Here is a 23,257-nt window from a genome sequence, read left to right as displayed (position 1 = left end):
CCGGTGAGGTTCGTGTCCGAGCTTGTCCGAGGGGTTTGTCCGACAGGGGGTTTGCACCATGGAAGACATAGGCGATCGCAGCCGGTGGTTCGCCGAACTCCAGGACTTGGAGACCGCGGCCCTGCGTGGACGCAGCCGCAGCCGGGAGCGGGCCCGCAAGCACATCCCGAAACAGACCGCCAGTGACTGGTTCAACCGTCGTGTTCCGGACGATTTCGACGACATCTGGCCGATGATCGAAACCTATCTCGCCTGGTCGAGTCGAAGCGTGGATCGAGCGCACTGGACGAAGCTGCATTCGGCGGCGCGCCAGACCGCCGACCGACCCGACGACAATACCGGCCGATATGCGCGGGAATGGGCGAATCTGGTTACCCACCACCAGATTTGGTCTCACATACCCGCCGACCATTGGACCGAGGACCTCAAAGTCAGAACCGCGGAACTGGCCCGGGTCCTCGCGACGCTCTACACACGGGCCGAGACCACGATCGATGATCCGTGGCGGGACGAGCGCTACCTGCACCGCTATACCCTGGCCGTCGAGTGCCTGGCCTCGTGGGCGCAGGGCGAGAACACCGAGCAACTCAGCCATGGCGAGGCCGTCCTACTGGTGCTCACACCGCTTCTCCATCAGGTGCAACGCGGAAGAGCGACGGCCCGGCTCGCCGCTTCGATCTTGCCCGCGGAAAGCCCCTCGGATTCGAGCACGCACCGCCACACCGACTTCGAGGGCTTCCTGCTCGACTATCAATGGCTGGTGCGCCGCGCTCGGCAGGCGGCCTTGCCCGACCGCAGATCCGCCCGGCGCGAGATCGACTGGTGGCTGCTGCATCGCTGGATAGCCGAACGTAAACCGATCGAGTTCACCGAGATCCGTGAGCTGCTGGGCGAATTGCCGAAGCTGCAAAATGATCTCGCGGAGATCCTGGAGCCGGAACGTCTCACGGCGCTGATCGGTTGCCTGTCCCTCGACATCGACCGATTGACTAGCGAGGGCGGTATGCGGCTCAAGCCGCATTCCTATCTCGGACTTGCCGGCCCTCGCGGAACGCAGCCGCTGCGCGAACGAATGGTGGGGTTGTTGCTGGTGACGGCGCGAACTCTGGCGTTGGACATCACCCAGCTCTCCCAGGTCGTCGTCGACCACCTCGGTATTCCGCAGCCGGTGGACCTGGATGAGCTGCGCGCGACGCTGTGTCACGCCCGGTGGAAACTCGCTGGCTCCGGCCGCAAACCTGGTGGCTGCCAACTCGATGCCGACTGCGACCATCCGGCCGCACTGCACGCGGTCCGCTCACACGTCGGCACCGTCGACACACGGTTGAAGGCGATCCACAGGTTCCTCGTCGACAGCGCGGACCCGTCTCTCGACCTGCTGCGCGGTCTCCCCTCCTACGCGTCCGCGATCAAGGTGACGCCCGCCGTGGACTCCGATGGCCAGGCGAAGTTCCAGGATTGGAATGCCCGCTTCACCGTCGACGAGCGGCGGATCCAAGAACTCCTGATGGGAAACCAGCTGTACGGTTCGCCGGACCTGGCGATCCGCGAGATGTATCAGAACGCGCTGGACGCCTGCCGGTACCGGCGCGCCCGCGAAGAGTACTGCGCGCGGCAAACCGGGCAGCGCTCCACTTTCGAAGGCGAGATCCGTATCGAGCAGCGGATCGACGGCGACGGCCGGATGTACATCGACTGCCACGACAACGGCGTCGGCATGGGCGAGCCCGAGATCATGGGCGCGTTCTCCCGCGCGGGCACCAGCTTCACCAGCATGTCGGAGTATGTGGAGGAGCGCGCCGAGTGGGCGCGCGTCGGACTGCAGATGTTCCCGAACAGCAGGTTCGGCATCGGTGTGCTCAGCTACTTCATGCTCGCCGACGAGATCCAGGTGACGACGAGCAGGTTGCCGCGTTCCGGGGGTCTGGCCGGTCAGTGGCTCGAGGTGACGATTGTGGGGCCTGGGCATCTCTTCCGAATCAAGCAGATCGATCCCCCGCATGTCGGTCCGGGGACCAGGGTGCGCCTGTATCTACGCTCCGATGCCCGGACCATGTCAGCCGTCACCGCGCTGCGGCGGCTCCTCGGCATCGCCGAGTTCCGGACCACCGCGATCCACGACGATGGGGATCAGAGCGACGAACAGGTCTGGCTACCACAACAATTGAACGCGGGCGAGCACAGCTCACGCGTCAGCGATGGCGTCAGCGCGCACGGTGGTCTGTTTCACTGCACGCCGCAACCGACCGGGCAAGTAGTGTGGTGTGAACGAGGCGGAGGTCTTCTGGTCGACGGCATCAATGTGGGCACGGCGCAGCACACCGGAGTCCTCGCCAGCATCGAGGGATCGATCGTGCCTGCGGGAGCCATCGTCAACCTCACCGGCGACGGGCAGATCCCGCTGTCGGTCGATCGGACCATGATTGTTCAGGATGTCGCCGAACGGGTAGCGGATCTGCTGACGCAGGCGGCGCGGGAGCTCGTGGAGAATCCGCCTGCTTTCTTGAATCATCCATGGATCTACAGTATTTCGGCGACCAGTCCCCGGGTTGCGGATATCCTCACCGACGCCGCTGCCGACGCGCGTAGCGCCTTGGCGATCGGCGACCGGAAACTCGATACCCTGGTCACCGGAAGCTGGCCACCGGACGTCGACTTGCTAAACCTGACTGTCCGGAACTGGTGGCAAATCAAGAGTACCCTCGGCTACGAGCCCAAGACAATACATGGAAGGGCGCCGAACCACATCTTCTTGTGGCGGGCGCTAGCACACCGAACCGGATCCGCATGGCGGCTACTGTCCACCGCGTTTCCGGGACTTTCCGCCGCACCCACGACCATGCCGGGCCGGCCGTCCGATGCTCTGATCATCACAGAACGCGAGAACCCGCGCTGGAGCTCGCTGGCGAGCCTCACACAACCGGGGCGTTATTTGCGGATTTCGCAGGTTTCGGGACTGGAGCTCGCGCGCATCGCTGAACGAGCTGTCGCATTGCGGGTACTCGACGCCGCCTCAGCGCAGCGGATCGTCGACACGGCTCCCTCCGCGGCACACTCCGAAGTCTTGCGTCGAGACATCGAGCTGCTGAAACTGAAGCCGGAAACCAGAGGCGGCTGGTTGCCGATCGCGGAGCCGGTGTCGCTCGGACACTTGTTGAATGCGATCAAGGAACTGGGTATCGACCTGCCACACGCCGCGGAACGCCTGGCGAGATATGGGTACCATCTGAGCACACCGAGCAGCCTGCCCAGTCGAATCGACGAGCAGGACGAGATACTCCTCGAGCCAGTCGCAACCTCCTACGCAAGCTATTCGAGTGATGACATTCCGGCTTCTCCTGGCCGGATGGTCAAGTCGTCACTTGATACCGGTCTGACGATCCCATCGGTCATCGATCGCCTCCAGAAGTACGGAGTGACAGCACCCACCGACATTCCAGATGACGCCGGACCAGGCGACTTGATCCTCCTCAGCCGGTTTCTGGACGGTAACCCCCCATGGCTCACCGTCGCCGACCCTATTCAGCCAGGCTTCATTTCAGCGGCTGCACGGGAGATGAGTATCGCCTCCGCCGAGGTAGTCGTAAGACTGCGCGATTACGGATTCCAGCTCGCTGCAGGGACCGTCGTCGATGCGATCACCGCGTACGACGCCGAATTGCTCAGTGAGGGCGACGACACGAGGGGGCCATGGCTCGACGTCCGGGAAGCCGTTCCGCCCGGACACATCTTGAGTGTTGCCCAGAACCTGAACATCACCCCGTCGGAGGTAGCCGATCGGCTGGCCGAATACGGCTACCGGATCGGACGTCCGATTCCCGGCGATTGGGCGAGTGCCGATCTCGAAATCCTGGCCGACATCGTGGAGGGCGGCTGGCTGCGGATCGAGGACCCGATCTCTCTCGGCATTCTTTCCGAGTTCGCCGAGAAGGACCGATTACCCTCCCTCATCAGAGTGGGCACGCGCCTGAACGAGTATGGATTCGAGGTACCGAGGCACGGAAGATTCGATGACCTGGACGAACGCATCATCCTGATACACGACGACTTCGATTCCGAAGAGCTCAATTTCGGAAGCTGGTTCTACGACACAAACCGCGGCGCCGTCACCGTCCGTGAGGTCTTGCTGATCTCATATCGGGTAGGGCGATCCATTCCCGCGGTTGTCGACCGATTGACAGCCTACGGTCTGCGGGTGCCGGAAGGCGTCGACTTGGGCGAGGAGGTCGATCGCGATGACCTCGTGATGCTCGGGCAAGGTCAGGACCGCTACATCGGGCACGTTTGGCTAGACGAGAGCGAACCTGTTTGCCTGGCGCACCTCTGCGATATCGCCAACCGTTTGGGGCGGTCGCTCGAGAGCGTCGCGCGCCGCATGTCCGAGCTGGGCATAGACATCCCCTCGCTCGACGATCTGGTCTTGTCCGCGCTCGAACTGGTTCCGTGGGTATCCTCGCCAGGCGACCTCCCAGCCCTGCTCCAGCGGGATAACGCGGCCGAGACGGCGTGAATCACAGTGCGGGAGTTGCGACTACACCGAAGTCTAGCCGACTAAAGCAGAGCCGGTGTTCAAGATCTCGCCGAAGGCGACCTTCTCCCACACCAGCTTCTTCACGGAAACTACGTTCTCCGACGATGTCGCTTTTCAGGCGTTGTTCGAGCAATCGGGGCAGTAGGGCGGACCCGCTGGCGGTTCACCTTCGAGCGGCATGAGGACCTGACCTGACCCCGCCGGTTCGGTCCGGGATGTGTGAGAGTCTTCGTAGCCCGACGTGGGGTGGAAAGGCTCGATGACACGATGGCGACACGTAAACGGCATACCCCTGAGCAAGTAGTTCGGAAGCTGACCGAGGCCGACAGGCTGCTGGCCGAGGACAAGGACGTGGCCGAGGGGTGCCGGGTCCTTCAGATCACCGAGGCCACCTACTACCGGTGGCGCAACCAGTTCGGTGGTTTGAAGGCTGACGACGCGAAGAAACTAAAGGACCTCGAACGCGAGAACGCCACTCTGAAAAGGCTTTTGACTGAGGCCGAGTTGGAGAAGGCGGCGTTGAAGGAGATCGCGCGGGGAAACTTCTAGCCCCAGTCAACGCCTCGTGTGCCCGGTGACCGGGCAGCAATCGCAGCACCCAACGCCGATCACTCGCCGACTAGGGGCACACCGACCCCGACGCCGGACTACGAACCTGGCTGCGTGACTGGGCGAAACCCATCCACACCAGGGCTTCCGACGCGCCTACCACGATGCCCGCGGCGAGGGCTGGACGGTGAACCACAAGAAGATCCAACGACCGACGCGGCCCAACGCGTGACGATTTCAACCTGCCGCACCAAAGCCACCAGCACCGCTGCCGACAAGTGCGTCTCTGACACTATCCCCTTTGGGGTCAGATCCGCGTCCCATACTTGGCGTCATGACGCGACACCACCAAGCAGAAACGGCCCTCTGACGCGATGAACATCGATCCAGCCGACAACTACCGAGGCATCCCGATGCTCGAATTCCGCCAGCGTCTGCGAGATTCGGTCAATCACTTCCCGAACCTGCCAGACGACCATTTCGAGCTGCACTTCGACGTAGAGATGACCCGGCACCTACTTGAGGACGGCTACATCGAGCCAGCACCTGAGGGCAAAAGGCCGCTGCGCGATGACCTCGGCGGCGGCTACTACCGTGCTACGCGCAAAGGGTTCCAAGTCATGAACGCGAGCGCCGCGAGGCCGGTCCGCCGGTCCACCGCTCAGAAGTCACTGGACGGACTGCTCTCCCGGATGGTCGAGGCTGAGGCCGACCCGTACACATGGTGGGTAGTAAAGCGCGCGGTGTTGTTCGGCTCGATGCTGGATGACGACCGCGAGTACGTCAGCGACGTCGATGTCGCGGTCGAGTTCATGCCACACCCCGATCCGCAGCGCACCCCTCCAAGGGAGGCCAGACTCGAATTGTCCAGGGCACTGCTATCGCGGAGTCCGCTACCGAAAGACTTCCGTTGGCGGAGCGATATAGAGGTCCGAAAGTTCCTGAAGAACCGGCAGCGTTCGTTAAGCCTGATGGACCTCGATGAGCGAGGAATCGCCGGATTGGGCTGGGACGTCCCTCACCGCATCATCTACGACCGCGAACGTGGCGGTCAGCTCGACAGGTGATACCGCACAGCGCTTCGTTACTACTTCTTCGCAGACGCTAATCCGCTGCGGAACTCGACGACATCGCCGTCCGCCATGACGTAATCCTTGCCCTCCATGCGCACCTTGCCCGCCGACTTCGCGGACGCCATCGACCCGGCGGTGACGAGATCATCGAAAGCCACGACTTCGGCCTTGATGAACCCGCGCTCGAAGTCGGTGTGGATGACGCCGGCAGCCTTGGGCGCGGTGTCGCCCTGGTGGATGGTCCACGCCCGAGCTTCCTTCGGGCCGGCCGTGAGGTAGGTCTGCAACCCGAGGGTGTGGAAACCGGCGCGCGCAAGGGCGTGCAGGCCCGGCTCGGTTTGGCCGATCGACTCCAGCAGTTCGAGTGCTGATTCCTCGTCGAGTTCGAGGAGCTCGGCTTCGACCTTGGCGTCGAGGAAGACGGCGTCGGCAGGGGCGACGGAGGCCTTCAGTTCGGCGACCTTGGCTTCGTCGGTGAGGACGGATTCGTCGGCGTTGAAGACGTAGAGGAAGGGCTTGGTGGTGAGCAGGGAGAGCTCTTTGAGCAGCTCGGTGTCGACCTTGTTGCCCGCCGCGAACAGGGTGGTGCCGCCGTTGAGGACCTCTTGCGCCGTCTTGGCGGCATCCGCGATCGGCTTGCGGTCCTTCTTGATCTTGGCTTCCTTTTCGAAGCGCGGGACCGCCTTCTCCAAGGTTTGCAGGTCGGCGAGGATGAGTTCGGTCTCGATCACCTCGATGTCGGCGGTCGGGTCGACCTTGCCGTCGACGTGCACCACGTCATCGTCGGCGAAGACGCGAACCACCTGGCAGATGGCGTCGGCTTCGCGGATGTTGGCGAGGAACTTGTTGCCGAGACCCGCGCCTTCGGAGGCGCCCTTCACGATGCCCGCGATATCGACGAACGACACAACGGCCGGGACGATGCGCTCGGAGCCGAAGATCTCGGCGAGCGTGCCGAGCCGCGGGTCGGGCAGCGGAACCACCCCGACGTTCGGCTCGATGGTCGCGAACGGGTAGTTCGCGGCCAGCACGTCGTTGCGGGTCAACGCGTTGAACAGCGTCGACTTTCCGACGTTGGGCAGGCCGACGATTCCGAGGGTGAGACTCACGGGAAGAAGAGTCTACGCGGTGGCCCCACCCTCTCGACCGCTCAGGGGATCAGCACGACCTTGCCGAGGTTCGTGCGCTTCTCGATGACGGTGTGCGCGGTAGCCACGTCCTCCAACGCGAACTCCGCATGCACCACCGGACGCAGCAGACCGGAGGCGAAATACTGCCACAGTTCCTGACGCCAGTGCTCGTAGACATCGGGCTGTTCGCGCGCGATGCGGGCGATCTGGAAACCGATCACCGACTTCGCGCCGGACAGCAGGTCGTAGGCCTGCACCGCGCCGCCGCCGGAGCTGTAGGCGACAAGCCGGCCGCCGGGTGCCACCGCCGCGAGAGCAGGGGTGAGCAGTTCACCACCGACTGCGTCGAGGACGTAGTCGACGGGCGAACCCCAGGAAGTGTCGTCATAGGCGACGACCTCGTCGGCACCGAGTTCGCGCACGAAGTCCGCCTTGGCGGGATCCGAGACTGCACCGACGACCCGCGCCGCACCCCGCACCCGCGCCAGCTGCACCGCGAGATGTCCGACCCCGCTGGCTGCCGCGGTGATCAGCGTTGATTCACCCTCGACGGGTGTCGCCGCATCGAGCGCACCCAACGCCACCAGACCGCTGCGCACCAGCGCCACCGCATCGACCGCCGACGCACCGTCGGGAATCGGCGAGGCCATCGCCACCGACAGCAGCGCGTACTCGGCGTACCCGTGCCCGAGGACCACACCGGTTACCCGATACCCGGGCGCATAGCTGTCGACCCCTTCGCCGACGGCGACCACTTCACCGGCGATCTCGCCGCCCAGCGGAATCGGTTCACGCTGTTCGCGAACCTTCCGCACGCCCGGCAGCGTCACACCGATCGCCTCGACGCGGACAAGTAGTTCGCCCGGACCGGGCGTCGGTACATCAGCCGAGACGACCTCGAGCACCTCGGGACCTCCGCTGTGCTCATATTGCACCCGCCGCATCACACCTCCAGGCTTGGTTCAGGAGCGGTAACGGTAACCACACACCGGCTCCACCTCACATACCCAAGTACCCGCGAGTGCGGCATCTCACCCTCGGCGTTAACAGGTAGAGAGGGATGTCACCTGCTCTTCGGCGTGTCGGGAGACTCGTGCGAGGCGTGTCGGGCGGCGTAGCGTCGGTGTCATGGCTCCGATCTCGGAGGTGGTGACGGCGCGACCGGCGCCGGGGCTGGCGGCGTTCATCGACCGCTATATCGGCTACCGGATGACGGGGTACGCGCCCGGCCTGCATCGCGGACTGCCCTCGCGGCATATGACGTTCATCGTCGCGATCGGGCCGACCATCGACGTCGTCACCCAGACCGACGCCGCGCAGGCCCCGGCGGACTACCGGTGCGTGCTGAGCGGCTTGCAGCCGGGCCCGGCGGCAATCGCGCACAACGGAACCCAGGAGGGTGTGGCGATCGAGCTGACCCCGCTGGGCTGTCGCGCCCTGTTCGGCATGCCTGCGGGCGAACTCTGGAATATCTCGGTGGAGATGGCCGACGTGACCGGTCCGGTAGCGGGACAGCTTGCCGAAGAACTGAACCTGCACCCCGAATGGCCGCGCCGGTTCGACGCCTGTAATCGCGTCCTCATGAAACTGGCCCATCCAGATCGAGTGGTGGCCCCGGAATTGAGCTGGGCGTGGCGGGCGGTAGTCGGCTCCGGCGGGGCGATCCCGGTCGCACCGCTGGCCGAGCGGATCGGGTGGAGCAGACAGCATCTGACGCGCCGGTTCGGGACGGAGTTCGGTCTCAGCCCGAAACTCGCCGCGCGGATCGCCCGCTTCGACCGAGCCAAGACGATGCTGGCCCACACGCCGTCGTTCGTCAGCATCGCCCAGATCGCGGCGACCTGCGGTTATTACGATCAGGCGCATCTGAATCGGGATTTCGCCGAGCTGGCCGGATGCAGTCCGACGATGTGGCTGGCCGAGGAGATTCCATCCGTCCAAGACCCGGACACCCCCGGAGAGTGACGCTGAAGCCATGACTACGCCAACTTCGACCACCACCCACGTCTGGCCCTGCCTGGCCTTCCGTGACGCCCGCGCGGCCGCGACATTCCTCACCGAGGCCTTCGGTTTCGAATTGACGGCACTGTATGCCCGCGAGGACGACCCGTCCGTCGTCGAACACGCCGAAATGCGCTGGCCCGCGGGCGGCGGCATCATGTTCGGCTCCACCGGCCGCAACGACAGCGAATTCGGGCAGCGCCCGACCGGCGCCGCGTCCCTTTATCTGGTGTGCGACGACCCGGACGCGCTGTATGAACGCGCCACCGCCGCGGGTGCGCGGCTGGTCCGCGGACTGCGCGACGAAGACTACGGTTCGCGCGGTTTCAGTGTCGCCGACCCGGAGGGGAACCTCTGGAGTTTCGGCACCTACGCGGGCGAATAGCCACTCGATATGCGCCGCGGCCCACTCTTCAGGGCCGCGGCGTTCTATTCCGCGGTGTGCGGGTTCCCACAACGGCCCGACATAAATGGACCGCAGTCCGGTTGAGTGCTAACTTCGGTCATCGAAGCGAGCGATCCTTACCGCTTCCGCAAGGATCAACCGAACGCACAGGAGACTCGATGACCACCACGCAGCCGACCGATCTGCTCGAGCTCGACGCCGCCACCCAGGACCTGCTGTTCCGCGAGGCGCGCACCGCCAACACCTTCACCGACGAGCCGGTCGGCGACGAACAGATCCAGGCCATCTACGACCTGGTCAAGTGGGGCCCGACCTCGATGAACCAGCAGCCGCTGCGCGCGGTCGTGCTGCGCAGCCCGGAAGCCCGGCAGCGGCTGGTGCAGCACATGGGCGACGGCAACAAGGACAAGACCACCAAGGCTCCGCTGACGGTGGTGCTGTTCGCCGACAACAACTTCCACGAGCACCTGCCCACGGTGTTCCCGCATTTCCCGGGCGCCAAGGACTTCTTCGCCGACGACGCCTACCGCGAGCATTCGGCCAAGCTCAACGCTTCCTTGCAGATCGCCTACTTCATCATCGGTGTCCGCGCCGCAGGCCTGGCCGCAGGCCCGATGAACGGCTTCGATCACGAGGCCGTGGAGAAGGAGTTCTTCCCCGAGGGCGGCCACCACGCGCTCGTCGCCATCAACATCGGCAAGCCCGGCACCGACGCCTGGTTCCCGCGTAGCCCGCGCTTCGAGGCGAAGGACGTCATCACCACCCTCTGAGCTGGTGCGCTCGTCGGCCCTGTCGCGATCGGCGACGGGGCCGATTCGCCTGTCCGCCTCGGGCAACTCATCGTCCGCCGAGCCCGGACAGCGCGATTCCGCGAATGAAAGCTCGCTGGGCGACTGCGTAGATGAGCAACAGCGGCAACAGAATCAGCATCGAAGTAGCCATAAGTATCGGCCATTTGGTGTGGTACTGACCTTGCAACCGCACCAGACCCAAAGTCGCGGTCGCGATCTCGTCCCGTTGGATCATCACCAGCGGCCACAGAAAGTCGTTCCACACCGTGATCCAGGTGAGCACCGCCAGCACCATGAGCGCCGGCCGGACCTGCGGCAGCAGCACGCGCCAGTAGACCTGCCAGGTGGTGCAACCGTCGAGTATCGCGGCCTCTTCCAGTTCGGTGGGCACGGTGAGGAAGAACTGCCGCATCAGATACGTGCCGAAGGCGCTGCCGAAGACGCCGGGCACGATCATCGCCCACGGTGTATCCACCCAGCCGAAGGCACGCATGAGCAGGAACTGCGGAATGAGCGTGACCGTCAGGGGGACCATGAGCGTCGCCAGATATGCGAGAAACAGCGTCTCGCGCCCACGAAACGGCAACCGCGCGAACGCATAACCGGCCAGCGAGCAGAAGAACACATGGCCCGCAGTCACGCACGCCGCATAGACGGTGGTATTGAGCAGCATCCGGCCCAGCGGCAGCAGATCGAACACCTCCATATAGTTCGACCACTGCGGATCAGCGGGTATCGGCGCCGGATCGGTGACTGCACCTTCGCTCTTCAACGACCCGGAAAGCGCCCACAGAATCGGCGTCAATGCCGCCCAGGCGACAACCACCAGCGCCGCGTACACGCCTACCCCGGCCATCGCTCGCCGCACGATGGCACGATCCACCCGAATACCGCCCAGCCGCCGCCGGGACCCCGTGCCCCGCGTCGCCGTGGCGATACCGCCCGCAGCAGTCGATGGGTGCCCAGAGGTCACTGTCCTCACCCGCTCACCTCCCCACGCCGCGAATACCGCAACTGCACGACCGTCAGCACGAACAACCCCGCGAACATCACCCACGCCAACGCCGACGCGTACCCCACTTCATAGAACGCGAAGGCGTGCTGGAACAGCATGATTCCGAGTAGGTAAGTCCCCGTCTCCGGCCCGCCGTTGCCGCCGGTGAGCGCGTACGCCTGGTCGAAGGCCTGCACCGAGTTGATGATCGTGATGACGAAGACGAACGACAGCGGCCCCCTGATCAGCGGAATCGTGATGGACCAGAACCGTCGCACCGCGCCGGCGCCGTCGATGCGCGCGGCCTCGTACAACTGTTCCGGCACCCCTTGCATGGCGGCCAGCAGGATGACGGTCGCGAACGGCACGCTTTTCCACACCGTGACGATGCTCAACGACACCAGCGCCAGATCCGGATCGATCAACCAGGGCACCGGATCGATACCGAACCGGCCGAGCAGCAGATTGAGCAGCCCGTCGTCGGTGGTGAAGATGAACCGCCACACCACCGCCATCGCGACCGTCGAGGCGACCAGCGGCAGGAACGCAGCGGTCCGGAAGAACCCGATCCCGACCGTCGCGCGGTTAAGCAGCGCGGCAACGACGAGGCCGATCCCCACCGTCGGCAGCAGCGTCAGCAGGGTGAACACCACCGTATTGCGCACCGCGATCATGAACAGCGGGTCCGCGGTGAACAGCCGCCGATAGTTCGCGAGCCCGACGAACCGCGGCGCACTGAACAGATCCCAGGAAAACAAGCTCAGATACAGCGACACCGCCAGCGGCCCCACCAGGAACACCCCGACCCCCACCACATTCGCCGCCACGAACCACCGCCCCGCCCGCGCCCGCCGCCGCGCCAACCCCGAACGCCGCGCGAGTGGTACCTGACTGCGGGTGCTTCTCGCGGTTTGCCGCAGCCAGGTACCACTCACCGCGCGCTCTCCTGTGTGAGGAGTGCGTCGACGGTGCGGGTGAGGTCGGGGTGCAGGGAGGTGGCGGGGGCCGCGCCGCGCAGGACGCGGTTGGCGCCGCGTTCGACCAGGGCCTGGACCTTTCCCCATGCGGGGGTGACCGGGAGGGCGCGGGAGTGGCGCGGTCCATCCGTGAGCACAGCCAGGTTGGTGATGTCGCGGTGGGCCTTCGCGAATTCCCTTGATGGGAGCACCGATTTCAGGACCGGCACGAACAGCCCGGATTCCGCGATGATCGCTTGGCCCACCGGTCCGGTCGCGAATTTGACGAACTCCCAGGCTTGTTCGATCCGCGGACTGTCGGCGGCGATCGCCAGCCCGGTGCAGCCCACATCGGTGATCGCACCTGGTCCTCCGGCCGGTCCTACCGGCAGCACGGTCAGGTCGATATCGAGATCGTCGTGCCCGGCGAATTCCGAATACAACCAATGCCCGCCGAGCACCATGCCCGCTCGCCCGCGCCGAAACAGGTCGGGAGCCGAGACCGATTGCTGATCGGCGACTCTCGGCGCCACCCGATGACGCACGGCGAGGTCGGCATAGAACTGGAAGCCCGCAGCGAACCGCGGGTCTCCCAGGTTGGTGCGCGTCGGCGCGACCGACGGCGTGAACCAGTCGACCCCGTTGTTCATCCCGAAGCACGCGGCCGAGAAGTACGGCACCCAGGCATCGGCGAAACCCCAGCGCCCCTTGCCTTCGCGAGACGTCACCGCCTTCGCCGCATCGAGGAATTCGTCGAAACTCCAGGCCTCGTCCCAGTTTCTCGGCGCCCGAACTCCCGCCTCGGCGAACAGCTCCCGGTTGTAGTACAGGAACACCCCCGACCACTGCTCGGGCAACGCGTACTGGCCGCCGCCGTAGGTGAAGGTGTTGTACAGGGCGGGAAAGCTGTCCCGCCGCAGCGCATCAGCGTATTCCGGATCCCGGTCGAGCATGGTGTTCAGATCCAGCAGGACACCGCGATCGGCGAGCCCGGCGTACAGCAGCTCCCACGCCATCATGATGTCCGGGCATTTGCCTCCCGCGCAGTAGGTGAGCATCTGCTGCAACGCGTCCGGGCCGGAGACGACGGTGCGGATGCGGATCTCGGGGTGGGTCTTGCGGAACTCGTCGATGATCCGCCGCCGCACCCGCGCCTCCTCGGGGCGGGCGCCGAAGAAAAAGGTCAGCGCATCGTCGTCGGCGCCGCAACCGCCGGCCAGCAACGGCGCGGCCAGCGCGGAGCCGAGCAGCGTACGCCGCCGGATGGATGTGCTCGACAGTGCGGATTCCAGCTCCGGCCTCCTCAGGGCGGATGTGGAGCGTCTCGGGCCGCATGGCAGCATACTGGCGGCAACTGAAAAGGGTGACCGCCGACACACGACAACGACCAGACCGACCGCGATCGCAGGGTGAGCGAACCAGCCCGCCAGTGATCTCCGATCGGCTACGTTGACACGAGTTTCAGCATCATCCTGCGCGTTTCACAGGAGAGTAGGCAGATGGCGACCATCGAATATCTGCGGACCGATCCGGATCTCCCGCCTGTCGGCGTGGTGGACCGGTCCCCGATAACTCCGGCCAAGAAGGCGATATTCGCGGGGATAGCCATACTCGGCGCCGTCGCCTGGACGATCCTCGCCCTCGCGCGCGGCGAATCGGTGAATGCGGTGTGGATCGTCATCGCGGCGGTCTCGACCTACATCATCGCCTACCGCTTCTACGCCAGATTTATCGAATACAAGATCGTCAAACCGCGTGACGACGTCGCCACTCCGGCCGAAATCCTGGAGAACGGCAAGGACTACCTGCCGATGGACCGGCGGGTGCTGTTCGGCCACCACTTCGCCGCCATCGCAGGCGCAGGCCCGCTGGTCGGACCGGTGCTCGCGGCGCAGATGGGTTATCTGCCGGGCACGATCTGGATCATCGTCGGCGTGGTGTTCGCCGGCGCGGTGCAGGACTACCTGGTGCTGTGGGTGTCGACGAAACGACGCGGCCGCAGCCTCGGGCAGATGGCCCGCGACGAGCTCGGCTGGTTCGGTGGCTGGGCCGCCATCATCGGCATTCTCGTCATCATGATGATCCTGTTGGCGGTGCTCGCGCTGGTCGTGGTCAACGCCCTCGCGCACAGCCCGTGGGGCGTGTTCTCCATCAGCATGACCATCCCGATCGCCCTGTTCATGGGCGTGTACCTGCGGTTCCTGCGTCCGGGCGCGGTCGGCGAGGTGTCGATCATCGGGTTCGTGCTGCTGATCCTTGCGATCGTCGCCGGCGGCTGGGTGTCGGAGAACGACACCTGGGCGAGCTGGTTCACCTTCCATCCGGTGACCATTTCGTGGATGCTGATCGGCTACGGCTTCTTCGCTTCGGTGCTGCCGGTGTGGTTGCTGCTGGCGCCGCGCGACTATCTGTCGACGTTCATGAAGATCGGCACCATCGGTCTGCTCGCCCTCGGCATCCTGATCACCCTGCCGACGCTGCAGGCGCCCGCGGTCTCGGAGTTCGCGCACACCGGCGCCGGGCCTGCCTTCGCGGGCAGCCTGTTCCCGTTCCTGTTCATCACCATCGCCTGCGGTGCGCTGTCCGGATTCCACGCGCTGGTGGCCTCGGGCACCACACCGAAACTGCTGGAGAAGGAATCGCACAGCCGGATGATCGGCTACGGCGGCATGCTGATGGAGTCGTTCGTCGCGGTGATGGCGATCATCACCGCCTCGATCATCGACCAGCACCTGTACTTCGGCATGAACGCACCACTCGGCGCGACCGGCGGCACCCCGGAATCGGCGGCCGCCTACACCAACAGCCTCGGCCTGTCGGGCCCTCCGGCCACACCGGAGACCTTCAGCAACGCCGCGAGCGAGGTCGGTGAGGACAGCATCATCTCCCGCACCGGCGGCGCGCCCACCCTGGCCATCGGCATCTCCGAGGTGTTCCACCAGTTCCTCGGCGGCGAGAGCATGAAGTCGTTCTGGTACCACTTCGCGATCATGTTCGAGGCGCTGTTCATCCTCACCACCATCGACGCAGGCACCCGCGTGGCGCGGTTCATGCTCTCGGACGCGCTTGGCAACTTCGCCGGTCCCGCACGCAAGTTCAAGGATCCGTCCTGGCGAGTGGGTGCTTGGCTGTGCTCGGCGCTCGTGGTCGCCGCATGGGGCTCGATCCTGCTCATGGGCGTCACCGATCCGCTGGGCGGCATCAACGCGCTGTTCCCGCTGTTCGGTATCGCGAACCAGCTGCTCGCCGCGATCGCCCTGATGGTCGTCACCACCATCCTGGTGAAGAAGGGCATGACGAAATGGGCGTGGATCCCAGGGGTTCCGCTGGTCTGGGACCTCATCGTCACCATGACCGCCTCCTGGCAGAAGATCTTCTCCGCCGATCCGAAGGTGGGTTACTGGAAGCAGCACGAGCTCTGCCAGAGCGCGCGCGACGCCGGTGAACTCTGCCTGACCGCGAAGACTCCCGCGGACGTTGACGCGGTCATTCGCAACACCTTCATCCAGGGCACGCTGTCCATTGTGTTCGCGGTGCTGGTGCTGATCGTCACCGTCGTCGGCGCCATCGTCTGCTACCGGGCCTGGCGTTCGGGCTCGGCGGAGACCACCGAATCGCCGGAGGAGCCCTCGCGGATCTTCGCCCCGCGCGGGTTCATCCCCACCGCCGCCGAGAAGGAGGTGCAGCGCGAATGGGACGAACTGATCGAGAAGGGCGATGTGAAGGAACCGGGCGCGGCACACGCGAAGGCGACGCACTGAGTATCGGCGCAGCGCCCGTCGAGCAGGGATCGGTCCAGCGTGCGAACGCCGGCCCGGCCCGCGCGTTCTTGCGCGGGGTACGCGGGGTGCTCTGGTGGTTCAGCTCGATACTCGGCGGGCAGGACTACCAGCGCTACGTCGCACACCTGCGGCGCAAGCATCCCGGCTGCGACATCCCGTCAGAGCGGGAGTACTGGCGGGAGCGGCACGCCGAGGCCGAGCGGAACCCGGCCAACCGCTGCTGCTGAGCTGGCCCGGAAGCTCTGCTCGGCGAGTCGTGTGGCGTGTCGCACGCGACCGAACAAGCCCACCGGGGTAATGACCGATTTCCGCTAGCAGCGGGCGCCGGGAACTGTCATTGTGGTTGACGTGACGATCACGGCTCTGGACTTCGAACGCTGTTACCGAGCGGTCTCCACCCGGGACTCCCGCTTCGACGGGCAGTTCTTCACCGCCGTGCGGACCACCGGAATCTATTGCCGCCCATCCTGTCCGGCAATTACTCCGAAACGCGCCAACGTCAGCTTCCTGCCGACGGCGGCCGCCGCACAGCAGGCCGGGTACCGCGCCTGCCGCCGCTGCCTGCCCGATGCCGCGCCCGGCTCCCCGCTGTGGAACACCCGCGCGGATCTCGCGGCCCGGGCCATGCGGCTGATCGGCGACGGTGTCATCGAACGGGGCGGGGTTCCCGCGCTCGCGGCGACGCTGGGGTATTCGCAGCGCCAGCTCACCCGGGTGCTGACCAACGAGCTGGGCGCGGGTCCGCTCGCGCTGGCGCGGGCCCATCGCGCACATACCGCGCGGCTGCTGATCCAGACCACGAACATGCCGATGTCGGATATCGCCTTCGCCGCCGGGTTCGCCAGCATCCGTCAGTTCAACGACACCGTGCGCGAGGTGTTCGCGGTCAGCCCGACCACCATGCGCACCGAATCCCAGCGGGCCAACGGGCGAGCGGTGCCGAACACCAACGGCACGCTCTCGCTGCGGCTCCCCTACCGCGAACCGCTGGATCGGACCTGGCTGGAATGGTTCCTGTCCGCACACGCGGTGCCGGGGCTGGAGCTGTGGGAGGACCGCAGCTACCTGCGCAACCTGCGGACCCCGCACGGCCATGCGTCGATCCGGATCGGCTTCCAGCGCGATCATGTGCGCGCCGAGTTGGCGTTGCACGATATGCGCGACCTGGCGCCCACCGTGGCTCGGCTGCGTCATCTGCTCGACCTCGACGCCGACCCGATCGGCATCGATGAGGCACTCGACGTCGCCGCGCACGCGAACCGGCCGGACGGGCGTCCGCGGTTCGTTCCCGGCATCCGGGTGCCCGGCTGCCTCGACGGTCCGGAACTGCTGCTGCGCACCATGATCGGTCAGCAGATCTCGGTGCCTGCGGCGGCGACGCATACCGCCAGGCTGGTCTCGGCGCTCGGCGATCCGATCGACGGACCGACCCCGCGACTGTTCCCCGAACCCGCGGTGATCGCCGAACGCGGCGCCGAAGTGCTGACCGGGCCTGCGCGCCGCGTCCGCTCCATCGTCAATGCGGCGGCCGCGCTGGCCTCCGGTGATCTGGCCCTGCACCAGGGCCGTACCTCCACCGAGCTGCGCCGCGACCTGCTGGCATTGGAAGGTGTCGGCCCGTGGACGGCCGATTACGTGACCATGCGGCTGCTCGCCGACCCCGACATCCTCCTCGCCACCGATCTGGTGGTCCGGCAGGGCGCCGCCCTGCACGGCATCGATCTGTCCGACACCGCCCGAAGCGCGCCGTGGCGCTCCTATCTGTCCGTGCAGTTGTGGCACAGCGCGTTGACCGCCCGCACTGCTCCCGCGGCTCGTGCCGCCCGAACGAAAGCGAGTACCGAATCATGACCTCCGCCATCGCCGTCCGCGAAGCCCGCTCCTCGGTCCGGACAGCGGATTTCGCCACCGTGTCCACCCCGATCGGCCCGTTCACCGCACTGGTCGACGGTGATGGCGCCGTACTGGCCTCCGGCTGGACCGCCGACGCGCACAACCTGCGCAGCCTCATCCACGCCACCCTGCGTCCCGCCGAACTCCGCGAACGCGACGAACTAGGCGGCGTCACCGACGCCATCACCGCCTACCACCGCGGCGACCTCACCGCCATCGACACCGTCGCGGTCCGCCAGCAGTCCGGCGAATTCCTCATGCACGCCTGGCAGATCCTGCGCGAGGTCCCCGCCGGAACCCCCCTCACCTACACCGCCTTCGCCGCCCGCTCCGGCCGCCCCGCAGCCACCCGAGCCGCCGCCAACGCCTGCGCCCGCAACGCCGCCGCTCTGTTCGTCCCCTGCCACCGCATCCTGCGCACCGACGGGACGCTGGGCGGGTTCCGCTGGGGGTTGCCGGCGAAGCGGTGGTTGATCGACCACGAGGCGTCGGCCTGACGGGTTCAGCCGAGTCAGTCCTCCGGTCCCCTTCGTTCGATCGGCTCTGCGCCGCGCTTTCAGCGCTGCCCGTCGGCGATGCGGGGCGGGTGCGCCGCCACCCGTCGTCGCGAACGTCCCTCGGTCACGGCCGGACCACAACCGTCATCCGCCGCGCGGCTCAGGCGACGGTCGCCTGCAGCCGCGACCCTGCCCGCCCGCGGATGACGTGTAGACGGCTGGGGATGCGCTGGCGCATTTCGTCGACGTGGCTGACCAGGCCGACGACCCGGCCGCCTACACGAAGTTCGTCGAGGACGCCCATGACGGCGTCGAGGGTGTCGGCGTCCAGGCCGCCGAAGCCTTCGTCGATGAAAATGGTGTCGAGGACGATACCGCCGGATTCGGCGGCGACCGTATCGGCCAGCCCGAGCGCCAGTGACAGCGAGGCCATGAATGTTTCGCCGCCGGACAGGGTTTTGGCAGGACGGATGGCGCCGGTGTAGTCGTCGCGGATGTCGAGGCCGAGACCGCCGCGACGGCCGTGGGTGCCTGCGCGGTCGGTATGAACGAATTCGTAGCGGCCGCCCGACATCCGGCGCAGCCGCGCCGATCCCGCCAGTGCCACTTCCTCGAGCCGCGCCGCGAGCACATAGGAGCGCAACGACATTCGGCGGTTGTTCGCCCCGCGGCCTGCGACCACGTCTGCCAGTCCGGCAAGTTCCTCGTGGGCGCGCTGCGCCGGTGCAATGAGATCGACCGCCGCCCACAGCTGCCCGCTGAGCTCCTCGAGCTTGTTCACTCGGGTCGTCGCCGCAGAGTGTGCGGCCACCGCGATATCGAGTGCCTCGCGCGCGGCACACACCGCCGCGTCGAGCGCAGGCAGGTCACCGAGTTCGGCTCCCGCCGCTGCACGCACCTCCGGCTCGGCAAGCACCGCCTCGGCCAGCGCCTTGGCCCGCTCTGCCACCTCGAGCTGCTGCTCGAGCTGCTGCTGCTCGCGCGTATCGCGGATCACGTCCTCGATACGCCGCGCGTACGCGGTGAGCAGCACGACGAGCTGCGCCGACGTCATCGACTCCGGCACCGAGCGCCGTGGGCTTGCCGCACTCGCCGGGCCACTGCCGCCGCGCGGATCATTGCTGCCGACGCTCCCGCCCGAATCCACAACGCCACCGGTTTCTGGCGCTACCCGAGCTACATCGAACAATGTCGGCTCGACATCATCGTCGGTCGAACCCTCGGTGACGTCAGGTTGGAGATCGAGCAAAACCGTCTCGGCATCAGCCCAGCCCTCGCCCGCCTCGAGTGCGAAACCTGCTGCCCGCGCGAGGTCCTCGACCCGCACCGCGATCGCGCGCACCTGATGCCAGGCGTTGGCTGCCTCTGCTTCGGCGGTGCGGTAGGTACCTGCTGCGGCGATCAGCGAGTCGAGGCGCGCGCGGCGGCTGTCGATGGTGCCGTCGGCGCCTGCTGCCGCGCGCAGGCGGGTGGTGAGTTCGGTGAGGCGAGTTTCGGCGGCCGTGATGGTCGAAGCGATGGTGCCGCGGCGGGTTTCGGCCGCGCGGAGTTGATCGTGCAGGCGGGTTTCCTCCGCGCGCAGCCGATCGAGTTCCGCGGTGGACGCGGCACTCTGGTCAGCGAGTTCACCGGCGTCTTCGTAGCGGAGGATAGCGGTGCGCAGTGAGGCGGCGAGTTCGACCGGGTCGGTATCGCCGCCGCGTGCCGTGAGGCCCTCGATATCGCGCTCGAGGCCGGCGATCCGGGCAATTACCTTGTCGCGGGCGTCTTCGGCCGCATGTTCCGCGGCGCTCGCACGATCCTCGGCGTCCTTCGACACCGCGCCCGCAGTGGGCCGCGCCGGATCCGGATGATCAGCCGAACCGCAGACGGTGCACGGGTGACCGTCGGTGAGCTGCCCGGCCAATTCGGCCGCCATCCCCGCCAGCCGCCGCTCCCGCAGATCCAGCACACGTTCCTTGGCGTCGAGGTGCTTCGCACGGGCAGCCTCGACGTCGAGTCGCGCGCGATCGAGATCCACTCGCCGCGCCGCCAGGTCGACGGCCGCGGACGCCGACGCTTGTAACCGCTCACAGTCTGCCGCCAGCGCAGGCAGCATCGCCGACGCGTCGGCGGATTCCCGCGACCGGGTTTCCGCCGCCACAATCGCCGCGGGAAGTGCCTCTCGCCGCTCGACGATCTCGGCGGCCCGCTGCGCGAGGGTGGACTCTTCGTTACGCAACTGGCCAACCTCAGCCGTCAGCTGCTTCGCCGAATCAGCATGTGCGGCCACCTCGTCCAGCACACCGATCCGGGCACTCCACTGCCGAATCGCAGCATCGATATCGGCGTCGGGTCGCAGCTTCGGGCGATCGGCAGCTGTCGACGACCCTGCACCCGCCGCCTCCCGATCGCCGACCAACTCCCGGCCCGGCAGATCCGCGCTGCCCGGCTCGCCGAGCAGCTGCGCCAATCGCTGTGCCGCCCGCGCGGTTTCACCGTCGTGACGCTTGGCCCGGATAACGGCGGCGCGGGCTTCATCCAGTGCGGCGGCGACCGGTTCGGCGCGGCGGGCCGCCTCCAGCTCGGCCCGGCGCGCAGCGCGCTGCTCGGCGGTGGCGGCGTACTCGTCGAGTTGGCGACGGGCAGCCACCATGCGGCGGTGGGTGTCGGCGAGTTTGCGTTGCTGTTCGGCGGCGGCATCAGCGCCGGCCGAAACCTCGCGACGGCGTTCGAGTTCAGTGGTGGCGCCGGCCAGTTCGGCGCGGGCGGCGTCCAGTAGATCCTCGGCCCATTCGACGGCGTCGAGCGGCCCGACGGTTTCGGTGGCGCTGATTCCCGCGGTGACGCCGACCTGCACGATCAGGTTCTCCACACCGCGCGTGCGGGCGGCCAATTCTGCGTCGGAGGCGCGGCGGCGTTCGGCCAGCCAGTGTTCGGCGGTGCCGAATCGTTCGGTGTCGAAGAGCTTTTCGAGCAGCTTCTCCCGTTCCTCGTTGTCCGCGCGCAGGAAACGCGCGAAATCGCCCTGCGGCAGCAGCACGACCTGGAAGAACTGTTCGGCGCTCATTCCGAGCAGGCGTTTGACCTCGTCACCGATATCGGGGATGCGGGACAGGTTAGCGCTCTGCCCGTCCAGCCATTCCAGGGTGGCCTTGGGTTTCTCGACCGAGGTTCCGGTGCCGCGCCGCTTCGGCCGCTCGAATTCGGGACTGCGGATCAACCGCACCCGGCGCCCGCCCAGTGTGGCTTCGAGCGACACTCGCGGCGGCGTCTGCGGTGAGGCGTGATCGGAATGCAGTCGCTTGCTGTCGTTGCGCGCGCCGGGCACCCGCCCGTAGAGCGCGAACGCGATCGCGTCCAGGACGGTGGTCTTGCCTGCCCCGGTGTGCCCGTGCAGCAGGAACAGCCCGTCGGCGCCGAGGACGTCGAAATCGACGATGGTGGTCTCGGCGAACGGGCCGAACGCTGTCATCTCCAGCCGGTGCAGCCTCATGCCGTGAGTTCCGTGGCGTCCGCTGTGCTGACCGTTGCCGCTTCCGGTTCCCTGGTAGCCGCGGCGATGGCCCGCTCCAACCACACCATTTCCGAATCGGTGGGCTCACCACGCACATCGTCGAGGAAGCTGCGTGCGACCTCACTGTCGCGGCGACCGTGCACCCGCTCGCGATAGCGCAGTTCCGGGTTGCCCTGCGGACGCTCCCATTCCACGTGCACCGCGTACGGGAACCGCTCCCGCAGTTTGCGCATGGCATCGATCGGCCGGGCGTGGTCGGTCAGCGTCGCCGAGACGTAGTCCTCGCAGGCGCGGCCGAACTCGGCGCCGTTCAACAATTCGTCCAGCGTGCCGACCAGCCTGCTCAGCCCGCGCACCACCGGCATCTCCCGCCGCCGCACCGCATGCAGTCCGTTCGCGTCGAGGTCGACGATCCAGACCGCTTTTCGATGCGAGCTCTCCCCGAACGAGTACGGCAGCGGCGAACCGCAATAGCGCACCGACTCCGACAACGTCTGTGGTGAATGCAGATGACCGAGCGCGACATAGTCGATGCCGTCGAACTCCGCCAGCGGCACCGTCTCCACACCGCCCACCGAAATCGACCGCTCCGATCCGGTGGCTTCTCCCCCGACGACGAACGCATGCGCGAGCACCACCGCCCGCACCCCTGGCCGCCCCGCGATATCGGCTCGGATCCGCCCCATGGCCGCGGCCAGGATCTCGGCGTGGGAACGCGCCTGCGGCACCGCCAATTCGACGCGGGTGATCTCCGGCTCCAGATAGGGGATGCCGTAGAAGGCGACTTCACCGTCATCGTCGGACAGCAGCACCGGCTGGTCGGCAGCGGCGACGGTGGTGCGCAGGTACAGCCCGCCGGCAGCCGCGAAACTGGCTCCCGCCCCGAGCCGGGCGGGGGAATCGTGGTTGCCTGAGGTGGCGACGATGCGCGCGTCCGCCGCACGAATCGCCTCGAATCCGCGATTGCACACCGCGATCGCGTCCGCGCTGGGAATCGACCGGTCGTACACGTCGCCAGGCACCACGACGACGTCCACCGATTCCTCCGCCACCAGCTCGGCGACGGCGCTCAGCGCGTACTCCTGATCGCCGAGCAGATCGACACCGTGGAAGGTACGGCCGATATGCCAGTCCGACGTGTGCAGGATTCGCATGCCG

The 23,257-nt window shown here is 66.6% G+C and carries 16 protein-coding genes and 1 pseudogene; 10 read left to right on the top strand and 7 right to left on the bottom strand.

The window, feature by feature from the left end:
* Window positions 1-58: 58 nt before the first annotated feature.
* The 3 genes and pseudogenes from ACFXNW_RS15930 to ACFXNW_RS15920 all read left to right on the top strand — a co-directional run bounded on the left by ACFXNW_RS15930 (window position 59) and on the right by ACFXNW_RS15920 (window position 6,147).
* Window positions 59-4,510 carry a hypothetical protein gene (locus tag ACFXNW_RS15930; RefSeq protein ID WP_379418416.1) on the top strand — a complete coding sequence of 1,484 codons (4,452 nt, stop codon included), beginning with the start codon at window positions 59-61 and terminating at the stop codon, window positions 4,508-4,510.
* Between the two features lie 288 nt (window positions 4,511-4,798).
* Window positions 4,799-5,291, top strand: a pseudogene (locus ACFXNW_RS15925) (transposase); the annotation flags it as partial.
* 202 nt (window positions 5,292-5,493) lie between these two features.
* A complete protein-coding gene (locus tag ACFXNW_RS15920; protein ID WP_379418415.1) occupies window positions 5,494-6,147 on the top strand; it encodes a hypothetical protein in 654 nt (217 codons plus the stop codon).
* A gap of 20 nt (window positions 6,148-6,167) precedes the next feature.
* Here ACFXNW_RS15920 and ychF read toward each other — a convergent pair whose 3' ends face one another.
* Together ychF and ACFXNW_RS15910 are read right to left on the bottom strand one after the other, a co-directional pair.
* Entirely contained in the window at window positions 6,168-7,262 is a 1,095-nt protein-coding gene (ychF, locus tag ACFXNW_RS15915) for a redox-regulated ATPase YchF (protein ID WP_379418414.1), read from the bottom strand.
* 41 nt (window positions 7,263-7,303) lie between these two features.
* Entirely contained in the window at window positions 7,304-8,227 is a 924-nt protein-coding gene (locus tag ACFXNW_RS15910) for a zinc-binding alcohol dehydrogenase family protein (RefSeq protein ID WP_379418413.1), read from the bottom strand.
* A gap of 184 nt (window positions 8,228-8,411) precedes the next feature.
* On the opposite strand from ACFXNW_RS15910, the gene ACFXNW_RS15905 reads away from it, so the two are divergent.
* From ACFXNW_RS15905 to ACFXNW_RS15895, 3 genes are all read left to right on the top strand, one after another.
* Window positions 8,412-9,248 (top strand): helix-turn-helix domain-containing protein, encoded by an 837-nt coding sequence (locus tag ACFXNW_RS15905; protein WP_379418412.1) that lies wholly within the window; start codon window positions 8,412-8,414, stop codon window positions 9,246-9,248.
* A 10-nt stretch (window positions 9,249-9,258) separates the two neighbouring features.
* Complete coding sequence (locus ACFXNW_RS15900) at window positions 9,259-9,669, top strand: VOC family protein (protein WP_379418411.1); 411 nt, start codon at window positions 9,259-9,261, stop codon at window positions 9,667-9,669.
* A 179-nt stretch (window positions 9,670-9,848) separates the two neighbouring features.
* A complete protein-coding gene (locus ACFXNW_RS15895) occupies window positions 9,849-10,460 on the top strand; it encodes a malonic semialdehyde reductase (protein WP_379418410.1) in 612 nt (203 codons plus the stop codon).
* A 67-nt stretch (window positions 10,461-10,527) separates the two neighbouring features.
* Here the strand turns inward: ACFXNW_RS15895 and ACFXNW_RS15890 are convergent, their stop codons facing one another.
* The 3 genes from ACFXNW_RS15890 to ACFXNW_RS15880 all read right to left on the bottom strand — a co-directional run bounded on the left by ACFXNW_RS15890 (window position 10,528) and on the right by ACFXNW_RS15880 (window position 13,696).
* Window positions 10,528-11,337: a carbohydrate ABC transporter permease gene (locus ACFXNW_RS15890; protein WP_379418662.1), complete on the bottom strand. Its 810-nt coding sequence runs from the start codon at window positions 11,335-11,337 to the stop codon at window positions 10,528-10,530.
* A 122-nt stretch (window positions 11,338-11,459) separates the two neighbouring features.
* Entirely contained in the window at window positions 11,460-12,338 is an 879-nt protein-coding gene (locus ACFXNW_RS15885; protein ID WP_379418661.1) for a carbohydrate ABC transporter permease, read from the bottom strand.
* Window positions 12,339-12,406: 68 nt separating this feature from the next.
* Window positions 12,407-13,696: an extracellular solute-binding protein gene (locus tag ACFXNW_RS15880; RefSeq protein WP_379418660.1), complete on the bottom strand. Its 1,290-nt coding sequence runs from the start codon at window positions 13,694-13,696 to the stop codon at window positions 12,407-12,409.
* A gap of 234 nt (window positions 13,697-13,930) precedes the next feature.
* Between ACFXNW_RS15880 and ACFXNW_RS15875 the strand changes: the two genes are divergently transcribed.
* The 4 genes from ACFXNW_RS15875 to ACFXNW_RS15860 all read left to right on the top strand — a co-directional run bounded on the left by ACFXNW_RS15875 (window position 13,931) and on the right by ACFXNW_RS15860 (window position 18,603).
* On the top strand, window positions 13,931-16,192 hold the full coding sequence (locus ACFXNW_RS15875; RefSeq protein WP_379418409.1) for a carbon starvation CstA family protein: 2,262 nt from the start codon (window positions 13,931-13,933) through the stop codon (window positions 16,190-16,192).
* 68 nt (window positions 16,193-16,260) lie between these two features.
* The gene (locus tag ACFXNW_RS15870) at window positions 16,261-16,440 is read left to right on the top strand and encodes a YbdD/YjiX family protein (protein WP_379418659.1); all 180 of its coding nucleotides are present in this window, start codon (window positions 16,261-16,263) and stop codon (window positions 16,438-16,440) included.
* Window positions 16,441-16,561: 121 nt separating this feature from the next.
* Window positions 16,562-18,064 carry an Ada metal-binding domain-containing protein gene (locus ACFXNW_RS15865; RefSeq protein ID WP_379418408.1) on the top strand — a complete coding sequence of 501 codons (1,503 nt, stop codon included), beginning with the start codon at window positions 16,562-16,564 and terminating at the stop codon, window positions 18,062-18,064.
* Entirely contained in the window at window positions 18,061-18,603 is a 543-nt protein-coding gene (locus ACFXNW_RS15860) for a methylated-DNA--[protein]-cysteine S-methyltransferase (protein ID WP_379418407.1), read from the top strand. The genes ACFXNW_RS15865 and ACFXNW_RS15860 overlap by 4 nt, the downstream gene beginning before the upstream one ends.
* A 160-nt stretch (window positions 18,604-18,763) precedes the next feature.
* Here ACFXNW_RS15860 and ACFXNW_RS15855 read toward each other — a convergent pair whose 3' ends face one another.
* Window positions 18,764-22,078 (bottom strand): AAA family ATPase, encoded by a 3,315-nt coding sequence (locus tag ACFXNW_RS15855; protein WP_379418406.1) that lies wholly within the window; start codon window positions 22,076-22,078, stop codon window positions 18,764-18,766.
* Entirely contained in the window at window positions 22,075-23,253 is a 1,179-nt protein-coding gene (locus tag ACFXNW_RS15850; protein WP_379418405.1) for an exonuclease SbcCD subunit D, read from the bottom strand. Before ACFXNW_RS15850 ends, ACFXNW_RS15855 begins: the two co-directional genes overlap by 4 nt.
* Between the last annotated feature and the right edge of the window lie 4 nt (window positions 23,254-23,257).

The organism is Nocardia sp. NPDC059180 (genome assembly GCF_042754945.1).
In the GTDB taxonomy this organism is placed as follows: Bacteria; Actinomycetota; Actinomycetes; order Mycobacteriales; family Mycobacteriaceae; genus Nocardia.
Note: the sequence above shows the minus strand (reverse complement) of the source record. Positions and strands in the feature narration are given on the sequence as shown.

Bases quoted from the DNA above. Each gene is read 5' to 3' on its own strand.
- ACFXNW_RS15930 (WP_379418416.1), top strand. From the start codon at position 59: ATGGAAGACATAGGCGATCGCAGCCGGTGGTTCGCCGAACTCCAGGAC.
- ACFXNW_RS15920 (WP_379418415.1), top strand. From the start codon at position 5,494: ATGCTCGAATTCCGCCAGCGTCTGCGAGATTCGGTCAATCACTTCCCG.
- ACFXNW_RS15910 (WP_379418413.1), bottom strand. From the start codon at position 8,227: ATGCGGCGGGTGCAATATGAGCACAGCGGAGGTCCCGAGGTGCTCGAG.
- ACFXNW_RS15905 (WP_379418412.1), top strand. From the start codon at position 8,412: ATGGCTCCGATCTCGGAGGTGGTGACGGCGCGACCGGCGCCGGGGCTG.
- ACFXNW_RS15900 (WP_379418411.1), top strand. From the start codon at position 9,259: ATGACTACGCCAACTTCGACCACCACCCACGTCTGGCCCTGCCTGGCC.
- ACFXNW_RS15895 (WP_379418410.1), top strand. From the start codon at position 9,849: ATGACCACCACGCAGCCGACCGATCTGCTCGAGCTCGACGCCGCCACC.
- ACFXNW_RS15890 (WP_379418662.1), bottom strand. From the start codon at position 11,337: ATGGCCGGGGTAGGCGTGTACGCGGCGCTGGTGGTTGTCGCCTGGGCG.
- ACFXNW_RS15875 (WP_379418409.1), top strand. From the start codon at position 13,931: ATGGCGACCATCGAATATCTGCGGACCGATCCGGATCTCCCGCCTGTC.
- ACFXNW_RS15860 (WP_379418407.1), top strand. From the start codon at position 18,061: ATGACCTCCGCCATCGCCGTCCGCGAAGCCCGCTCCTCGGTCCGGACA.
- ACFXNW_RS15855 (WP_379418406.1), bottom strand. From the start codon at position 22,078: ATGAGGCTGCACCGGCTGGAGATGACAGCGTTCGGCCCGTTCGCCGAG.
- ACFXNW_RS15850 (WP_379418405.1), bottom strand. From the start codon at position 23,253: ATGCGAATCCTGCACACGTCGGACTGGCATATCGGCCGTACCTTCCAC.